Raw genomic sequence first — 8924 nt, forward strand, 5'->3', positions numbered from 1 at the left:
GAGCGGAGGCAGATAAGGGTACAGCGTCCAGGCCCTCGTATAAGAAGGCGGACGTACAGCGCAGGGTTGGCAGACGTGATGGGGGCTGTAGGTCGAGGCGATGGAAGAAGGGAAGGGGTGGTCACAACGGGCGCATCGAGCGTCAGGCATGGGCGAAATCGTGCTCCAACAATCAGAGCAAAAATGCGGGATCGGGTCATCTTTCAGACATGAGCTGCAACTCGCACAATGAACAGGAAGAAGGAACCTCATCGCACGGCGCGCGAGACGTGGGACCAATTCTGTCACATGATTGACCATTGAGAATTCTTGATTCTTGCTTGCTCTCACCCCCTCTTTATGGCGAAGAGCCTGCCGGTGTCAAGGTTGTCCGCTTCCGATTTATTGTGCTATACGAAGAAGAATGACCGGGTACCCAGGTGATCAATTGCCGGAGCGAGCGGACCGTCCATGGTGACATTGAGACAACTTTCGAAAACCTATTCGCGTGGCGAAGCCATGGTCACGGCTTTGCACGATGTGAGTTTAGAGATTAAGGTCGGCGAATTCTGCGCGTTCGTGGGTCCCAGCGGCTGCGGGAAAAGTACCCTTTTGAACCTTGTTGCGGGCTTGGACCTGCCTACATCGGGAGAGATTGTGCTGGATGGGCGATCCACCAAGAATCTGACCAGTTACGAGTGGACGCAGCTCAGGCGTGAAACGATCGGGATCGTTTTCCAAGCCTTCCATTTGGTTCATGGTTTGACGGCTGAAGAGAACATTGCGCTGCCCTTGATGTTGCGCGGAGAAAATGGGCGGGAGATCGCAAAACGGGTGGAGGATATGTTGGATAGGGTGGGGATGAGACACCGGCGTGGACATCGACCCGCCGAATTATCCGGTGGAGAGCAACAAAGAATCGCGATCGCGCGGGCATTAGCCCATGGCCCCCGTCTCCTGTTGGCTGATGAACCGACAGGAAATATCGATTCTCATCAAGGAGCAGGTATTATGGCGCTCATTCGTGAACTGGCGATATCTGGAGGGCAGACGGTGCTGCTGGTGACCCACAGCGTGCAGGCCTCACAATCCGCCGACTATGTGTGGACGATGCGAGATGGACAGCTGATTTCACGCACTGAACGTAGGACCGAACTGGTAACCCCGTGATCGACCTCTCCACAACGATCGCCGGCGTGACCTTTCCCAGCTGTTTCATGAATGCGTCGGGAGCGCTGTGTGTCACAGGGGAGGAACTCGAGGCCCTCGGGAAATCCCGGGCGGGAGCGATCGTCACGAAGTCGATGACGATGGAGTCACGCCAAGGCAACCCTACGCCACGGTATTATGGATTTCCCGGAGGATCGATCAATTCGATGGGCCTTCCCAACCTTGGCTATAGAGCCTACGCTGAGTTGATCCCTCACCTCAAGCGGTTCGGAAAGCCGGTTATCGCCAGCGTGGCTGGACTCAGAGAGGAAGACTTTCCGACCATTGCGGAAACAATCAATGCAGTTCAGCCGGATCTCATCGAGGTCAATTTATCTTGTCCGAATATTCCAGGTAAGCCTCAAATTGGCTACGATCCAGAAGCTTCCGAACGGGTCCTTAGGAAAATTCGGCCCAAGATATCGGTTCCGATGGGAGTGAAGTTACCCCCGTACTTTGATCCGGCGCATCATGAAGCCATAGGGAAGGTACTCGGGCGTTGCGGAGTCGACTTTCTCAATATGATCAATTCCGTGGGCAACGGTTTGGTTGTCGATCCGGAACGCGAAACCGTCGTCATTAAACCGAAAGGAGGGTTCGGCGGGTTAGGTGGACGACTGATCAAGCCGGTGGCATTGGCGAACGTCCGTGCCTTCTACAAGTTTTGGGGGGGGAAGATCCCGATCATCGGAACCGGAGGGATTGTGGAGGGAATCGATGTGTTCGAACATTTCCTCTGCGGGGCTTCAGCGGTTCAAATCGGGACCGTGTTGGTGGAGGAAGGGCTGGGTGTATTCGGCCGACTGGAAGCGGAATTGACCGCTGTCCTGACAAGAAAAGGATACCGGTCGATTCTCGAATGCCGAGGACGGCTCAAGGAATTGTGAACCTATTTGTTGCCGAAGTTGCGAGGCAACAAGTTGTTTTGTAGGGCCTGACGCAGGAGTTGGGCGACGTTCCGAACATCGAGTCGGCGCATCAAGTTGAAACGATGCACTTCGACCGTCCGGACGCTGATATCCAGCGATGCGGCGATCTCGCGATTAGTGTGGCCCAAGGCGACCAATCGGAGGATCTCGCGTTGGCGGGGCGTGATCTGCACAGAAGATTTGGGGCGCTGTTCCATTCGGTGGAGCGGACGTGCGGCGGTCTTCTTCTTTCTTGCCATTTGTTCTCCTCTCGGAAGTTGCTATGATTCAGTTTAGCAAACGACCGAAAATGTGTAAACGAAACTACTGATATATGCCGAGCGTGTCAACACGCAGATGGGACTGATAAGCCCATTCCCAGATGGAAGGCCCTCTCACGCTACATGTCTGCCTTTGTAAAGGTGTTACTGCTTCTTCTCAGCTCTCATGTCCGGCAATGGCCGTTACGTACGTTGCTGACGATTGTCGGAGTGGCTCTCGGAGTGTCGGCCTCCGTAGCCGTCCGGAGCGCCAACGTCGACGTGCTCCGATCCTTTGAGCAGGCTGTCATGACAGTGGCCGGTCCAACCACCCTGGAAGTGTCGGGAGGTGAGGCGGGGCTTGATGAACGCATCATTACCAGGGTACGACCCGTCGCTGGCGTGACATCTGCGTCGCCCGTGATTCTACAGACGGCTGTTCGCATGAGGGGGGAACAAACCTACCAAGCAGTGCAAGTGGTGGGTCTTGATCTCTTGGCTGAATCCGATACACGTGGGTTTCGCCTGGACCAACCGGCCAAGGAAAGTCAGTTGCTGAGTATGATCCAGCCGGAGGCGGTGTTTCTGGGAGGCAAATTGGCCGCTGAGTGGAATCTGTCGGTTGATGACCAGGTCGATCTTCTGATGGGGACCAAGCGCCTCACCTGTCTGGTGACAGGGATTCTACAAAATGAATCGGACCGAACCTCATCCTGGGAACGCATGGCCGTCATGGACATTGCTGCCGCACAAATTGCGTTCGGGATGGTCGGGAAGGTGGATCGAATCGATATCGTGACCGACGAAAGAAAGTCCGTCGAAGAGGTGGCACAGAACCTACGAACTGTGCTGCCGCCTTATCTGACGGTGGAGCGGCCGGCTAATCGAACGAGACAGGTTGAGCAAATGGTGCGGGCCTTCCGCCTCAATCTGACGGTATTGAGCTGGGTCGGTCTGTTGGTCGGGATGTTCCTGATCTACAACACGATGGCGTTTGCCGTCGCCCAGAGGAGGCGGGAAATCGGAATCTATCGAGCTATCGGGATGACTCAGTCTCGGGTGATGGTTCTGTTCCTAATGGAAGCGGGGTTATTCGGATTCTTGGGAGGGATCACCGGGAGTGCAGCAGGGGTGGCATTGGCTCAAGAACTGGTGGCGCTGCTCAGCCGAACCATTTCGGATCTCTACGTTCCGGTCGGTGCTGGCGAGGGAGGGCTACGCTGGGCAGGCCAATTCTGGAGCGTTATGATCGAAGGAATCATGATCGGGTGCGTTGTGTCCATGATCGGTGCCATCGGTCCGAGCCTGGATGCCGGCCGCACGGCGACTGTACGGGCGTTGGCTCCCGGAGACTATGAAGCAAGCCGGCAGCTTCGAGTGGGGATGCTTGGCGTGATGGGGTTGGGCTTGCTCCTTGTCACGGGACTCTTGAGTCTGCCGGGACCTATAGGTGGGGTTCCTGTCTTTGGTTATGTGGCGACGTTATCGCTGTTGGCGGGGTTAGCCTGTCTGGCCCCAATCTGTGTCACTGGATGGCGCGGTCGGCGCCGATACGTGGGACGTCAATTTGGAGTACATGGAGTTATGAGGGGGATTGCCGTCGAGCATGCCTCCCGCAGTCCGGGCCGAAACGGAGTCACCGTCTCTGCCTTGATGGTGGGACTGGCGATTATGATCGGTGTGCTTATGATGGTGCGAAGTTTTCGCCATACGGTCGACCTATGGGTCGCCGACACCGTCATGGCCGATTTGGTCGTGGCACCCTCGATGTGGTTGCGAGGTACGGAGGTCGGAAGCGTCGGCCGGAGTCTCCCGCCCGCGTGGTCGAACGTCCTGGTTTCCATCCCTGACGTGGCGGCGGTCGATAGCTATCGCGACGTACGGGTGTCGGTGAAGGGTCAGCAAGTGACTGTCGTATCACGGGATCTGCGGTTGCATGCCCAATGGAGTCGATATCTCGTGCGCAGGGGCGACTCTTCGGAACAGCTCAGACAGGCGGCGGATATCCATGGCCTCCTCGTCTCTGAGGTGTTGGCCAATCGGCTTGGCGTGGAGGAGGGATCGACACTTGACATTATGACGCCGAGCGGCCCCATGCAATTCCCGATCGTGGCCGTGTTCTATGATTACTCGACCGACGGAGGCAAGCTTCTCATGGATCGGGCACTCTACCAGTCGCTCTGGCACGATGATCTGGTCACGGTATTTCCCGTGTACTTGCGAGCGGGATCGAATATTGATCAAGTTCGGGAAAGGATTACCGAACAATTGAGCAGCGAAGTCGGCGGGGGGCTTCCTCCGCTCGTGATCAGTAACACCGAGTTACGGAAGGAAATCCTCGACATCTTCGATCGCACATTTCTTCTGACCTACGTTCTGGAGGCCATCGCGATCGTGATTGCCATGCTTGGGATCGTCAATACACTGGTCACGTCTGTCCTCGAACGTCGCCGGGAGTTTGCCACCCTCCGGGCCATCGGCGGCAGCGCTGAGCAAATTCAACAGCTCGTGTTATGGGAGGCGGCCTACCTTGGTGTGATAGGGATTGCCTTGGGACTTATCGGTGGAGGTCTGCTTTCTCTGTTGCTGATCAAGGTCATCAACAAGCAGTCGTTCGGATGGACTATTCAGATGATTGTTCCGATCGGTGCGCTTATTCAGGCCGTGGCGCTTGCCGTCATTGCAACCTTGGTGGCGGGCTACTTTCCTGCCCGCTGGGCTGCACGGCAACCGATCGTAGAGGGGTTACGGGAAGAATAGAGACTGCGACCTTGAGTCGCCTCAAGCCTTGGCGCTTCGTCCGTACTTCTCCAGCAGAGGTTGAAGGTCTTCTGGGATCGGCATGGATTTGAACGGGGGTACTCGGGCGCCTCCACTATTACCAATCGGAACCCAAATCAGAGAGAACAATAGTGCTCCCAGGATCCTCGGAATCTGGCCGGTAATTTCTACAAAATCGCGACGCCTCCAACCGACCTTGAGCATCCACCAGTGGGTTCTTGCATGTTCAATCGGAAACGATTGTCCTAAAATATGCGCCCGTTCAAGATTGGAAAACGCTGGTTGAAGGTCTCCGGCGTGGTACTGGCTGACCGCCTCCGTCATCTCTGCGTCATAAGCTCGTCGAATCTCGGGGTGCATATCGTTCTTCCAGGACGGGTCTAATCTCCATCACTGTACCTGAGGAATGGATAAGAAACCAGGACGCCAACGTGATAACGGGAAATCCCAACTCCCGATAGGGAATAGATCCGAATCTTGCCCCCTCCCGTCACCGATTCCGCTGAGCGCATTTCTGCCCGAAGCTTTTTGGATTTAGAACTCTATGGCAGGTTAGAGCTTAGTTTCTCGCCGACCAAACTAAGCCATAGCGTATCGCTTGGTAAAAGAGGCGAACAGCCGTATTGCAGGAGGATCGGTGTACACGAGCCCACGTTTATCCCATCGCTTCGAAGATGCCCTGGTCTTTACAACGCGGCTTCATGTCACCCAAACAAGGAAAGGGACTGAAATCCCTTACATCGCCCACCTGTTGGCCGTGTCAAGTCTCGTCATCTCCCATGGTGGAGATGAGGATGAAGCCATCGCGGGGCTGCTCCACGATGCCGTGGAAGACCAGGGAGGGAAGCCGACTTTGGAAAGAATCCGCGCGCGGTTTGGTGAGTGTGTCGCCGATATCGTCAAGGGTTGCACGGACACAGACGTGCAGCCTAAGCCACCATGGCGGGAACGAAAAGAGCGGTACCTCCATCATCTGAGCGCGGCGTCATCGTCGATAAAGCTTGTCGCCGCGGCAGACAAACTTGATAACGTACGCGCCATTATTGCGGACTATCGAAACCTTGGCGACTCAATCTGGGTCAGATTCAATGCCGGCAAGACAGATCAGCAATGGTTCTATCGAGGATGTGTCACTGCATTGGAAGGCGGACCACAGGCGCTCATCCGTGAGTTGGATGTTGCTGTTGAAGGGCTGGAGCGGCTGTAGCTGCAGTGCGCAAATTCTCAGAAAATGACCATACGACGGATATGTAGGGTCTGGAGTTGAGAAATCTTTTCGACCAGTACTCCAAACCTGAAAATCGGCTCATGCGTGCGTTACTGTCAAAATCATGATTTGGATCTGGATAGCTAGTACGAAATGAAGAGAGGGGTAAATGGGAACTCAAAAGTACTCTGTTAATCAGCACCTTCTTGAAACTTTGTTGGCCTGGATACGCTCTGGAGAAATCGCTATTCCGGAGATTCAGCGCCCTTTTGTATGGGACTCGACGAAGGTGCGAGATCTGATGGACTCTCTCTACAAGGGCTATCCGGTTGGATACATCATTGCGTGGAAAAATCCCAGTGTTCGCCTTAAAGACGGCACCTTTTCGTCAGGGAAAAAGGTTCTTATTGATGGTCAACAACGAGTTACCGCTCTCACTGCTGCAATTCTAGGCCAACAGGTAATTAATACCGAATATCAGAAGATACGGGTCAAAATTGCCTTCCATCCCATGGAAGAGCGATTTGAAGTCTTGAATCCAGCGATTCAAAAAGATGTGGCATGGATTCCGGACATTTCCCAGATCTTTTCAGGAGAAGTCGGTTTGATTCGACTTGTGAAACAATATTGTGACGCTAATCCTCAAGCAGCTGAGGAACGAATCGAGGCCAGCCTTGAATGCCTCCGTAGTATTCCTCGAAAGCAAATTGGCCTTATAGAGCTCGATGCCGATCTAGACATTGAAACTGTAACCGAGATCTTTATCAGGATTAACTCGAAGGGAGTCGTCCTTAGTCAGGCTGATTTTGCAATGTCCAAGATTGCCGCCAATGAGTCCTATGGGGGACCACTTTTGCGAAATTGCATCGACTATTTCAGCCACTTGGTTGTAGCACCTGAATTCTATACGCATATATCCGAAGGGGATAAGGAATTTGCCAAGTCTGATTATTTCCAAAAGATCGCATGGCTTCGCAAGGAGACCGACGATCTCTACGATCCTGACTATAGCGATCTCCTGCGGGTGTCATTCACGTCAGAATTTAATCGCGGAAAGTTAGCCGATCTCGTGAGCTTGCTATCGGGAAGAAACTTTGAAACGCGAACGTTTGAAGAGACTATTGCCGAGCGCTCCTTTGCCCAACTCAAAGAGGGGGTGAGCAGGTTCATTAATGAGACAAATTTCAAGCGGTTCTTAATGATCGTAAAGTCTGCAGGGTTTATCGATTCGAGCCTCATTCGATCACAAAACGCACTTAACTTTGCATATATCGTTTATCTCAAGCTCCGCTCAGAGAATTACCACCAAGGAGATATAGAGGGTTATGTTCGGAAATGGCTGGTGCTTTCCCTGCTCACGGGTCGATATTCGGGATCTCCTGAATCTATGTTTGATCTTGATATCAAAAGCATTAGCGAGAAGAAGTTTGCCGCCTATCTGACTGACATAGAGGCCGCTGAACTATCAGATGCATTCTGGAACGTAGGTCTGAGCCAGCAGCTCAATACTGCAACCGCGAATGGTCCCTCATTCAATGTGTATCTTGCTGCTTTGTGTAAGTCGGGTAATAAGGGTTTTCTGTCCAAAGAAATCGCGGTGAAGAATCTCATTGAGGTAAAGGGCGACGTCCACCACGTGTTCCCTAAAGACTATCTAAAAAAAGGTGGGTTAACCAAGGGGCAATACAACCAGGTTGCAAATTACACTTATACGCAAACCGAAATAAATGTGGGGATTGGTAATAAGGCTCCGAATTTATACATGCAGGAGATGCGCAGCCAATGTAAGGGTGGCTCAGTAAAGTACGGGAGCCTAAAATCGTTCGATGCCCTTATGGAGAATCTAGCGGAAAATGATATCCCGGAAGACATATTTGACATGACATTAGATTGTTACCAAGAATTCCTTGAAAAACGTCGGGGTTTGATGACAACTCGAATGAGGGAATATTACCGGACCCTTTGAGGAAAGAGCTTGGACGGGAACCTGGAAGGTGTGCTACTCGATGCTCTCGCTGTAAGTCGATGTTCCTGTGAGGAGCTGGCTGGTATGACGTGCTGCTTTGATCGTAGCAGACTTGTGCTCTGCATTCCCTTCCTCAGTGCCGCCCTGCTGCAGGACTGCATTTCTCAGCCCACGCCGAAGATGCAGGCATTCATGAGCCTTCGTCTAAGAATCTGCCGTATCTTATGAACCGCCCCATGGACGAGCTGTGTGTGACCGGTAAGGACGACACGCTCTGCAGCGACTGTTGGTACGCCTGGACTAGTTACGATCGATAGCAGTTTCACCAGAATATCCCGGCAGGTTACTCAATGAACTGCTCCGCTACGGCGACCCGGACTGGCCGGATTAACTGCGAGGGGGACGAGGCCAGAGTGAATCCCTCGACTACCACAAGATGGACAAGGACTCGCCTCCTTCCTGTGACCTTTCCTCTCACGCCGCCTGGTATGCTGTCTTGACCGACTCGGTGGTTTCGTGAAACCCGGTGGAACGATGTGAGGAGTGGAGCTGATGGCACCTCATTTGCCAAAACCCGATACGGGCGTTCCCTCGCGGTTTCGGATCGCCATCGG

General features: G+C 53.6%; 7 protein-coding genes. 5 read left to right on the plus strand and 2 right to left on the minus strand.

What is annotated here, in order from left to right:
- The first annotated feature begins 450 nt into the window (after nucleotides 1-450).
- Both P0119_22695 and P0119_22700 read left to right on the plus strand, forming a co-directional pair.
- Nucleotides 451-1149, plus strand: a complete 699-nt coding sequence (locus P0119_22695) for an ABC transporter ATP-binding protein (protein ID MDF0668870.1) — start codon at nucleotides 451-453, stop codon at nucleotides 1147-1149.
- The gene (locus tag P0119_22700; GenBank protein ID MDF0668871.1) at nucleotides 1146-2075 is read left to right on the plus strand and encodes a dihydroorotate oxidase; all 930 of its coding nucleotides are present in this window, start codon (nucleotides 1146-1148) and stop codon (nucleotides 2073-2075) included. Before P0119_22695 ends, P0119_22700 begins: the two co-directional genes overlap by 4 nt.
- 2 nt (nucleotides 2076-2077) lie before the next feature.
- Here P0119_22700 and P0119_22705 read toward each other — a convergent pair whose 3' ends face one another.
- Entirely contained in the window at nucleotides 2078-2356 is a 279-nt protein-coding gene (locus P0119_22705) for a response regulator transcription factor (GenBank protein ID MDF0668872.1), read from the minus strand.
- A 144-nt stretch (nucleotides 2357-2500) separates the two neighbouring features.
- Here P0119_22705 and P0119_22710 point away from each other — a divergent pair, with 144 nt between their 5' ends.
- Entirely contained in the window at nucleotides 2501-5116 is a 2616-nt protein-coding gene (locus tag P0119_22710) for an ABC transporter permease (GenBank protein ID MDF0668873.1), read from the plus strand.
- A 21-nt stretch (nucleotides 5117-5137) separates the two neighbouring features.
- Here the strand turns inward: P0119_22710 and P0119_22715 are convergent, their stop codons facing one another.
- Nucleotides 5138-5497 carry a DUF3703 domain-containing protein gene (locus P0119_22715; GenBank protein MDF0668874.1) on the minus strand — a complete coding sequence of 120 codons (360 nt, stop codon included), beginning with the start codon at nucleotides 5495-5497 and terminating at the stop codon, nucleotides 5138-5140.
- Between the two features lie 277 nt (nucleotides 5498-5774).
- Here P0119_22715 and P0119_22720 point away from each other — a divergent pair, with 277 nt between their 5' ends.
- Nucleotides 5775-6344: an HD domain-containing protein gene (locus P0119_22720; GenBank protein MDF0668875.1), complete on the plus strand. Its 570-nt coding sequence runs from the start codon at nucleotides 5775-5777 to the stop codon at nucleotides 6342-6344.
- A 169-nt stretch (nucleotides 6345-6513) separates the two neighbouring features.
- Nucleotides 6514-8310, plus strand: a complete 1797-nt coding sequence (locus P0119_22725; GenBank protein ID MDF0668876.1) for a DUF262 domain-containing protein — start codon at nucleotides 6514-6516, stop codon at nucleotides 8308-8310.
- Nucleotides 8311-8924 lie beyond the last annotated feature (614 nt).

The organism is Nitrospira sp. (genome assembly GCA_029194665.1).
GTDB lineage: Bacteria > Nitrospirota > Nitrospiria > Nitrospirales > Nitrospiraceae > Nitrospira_D.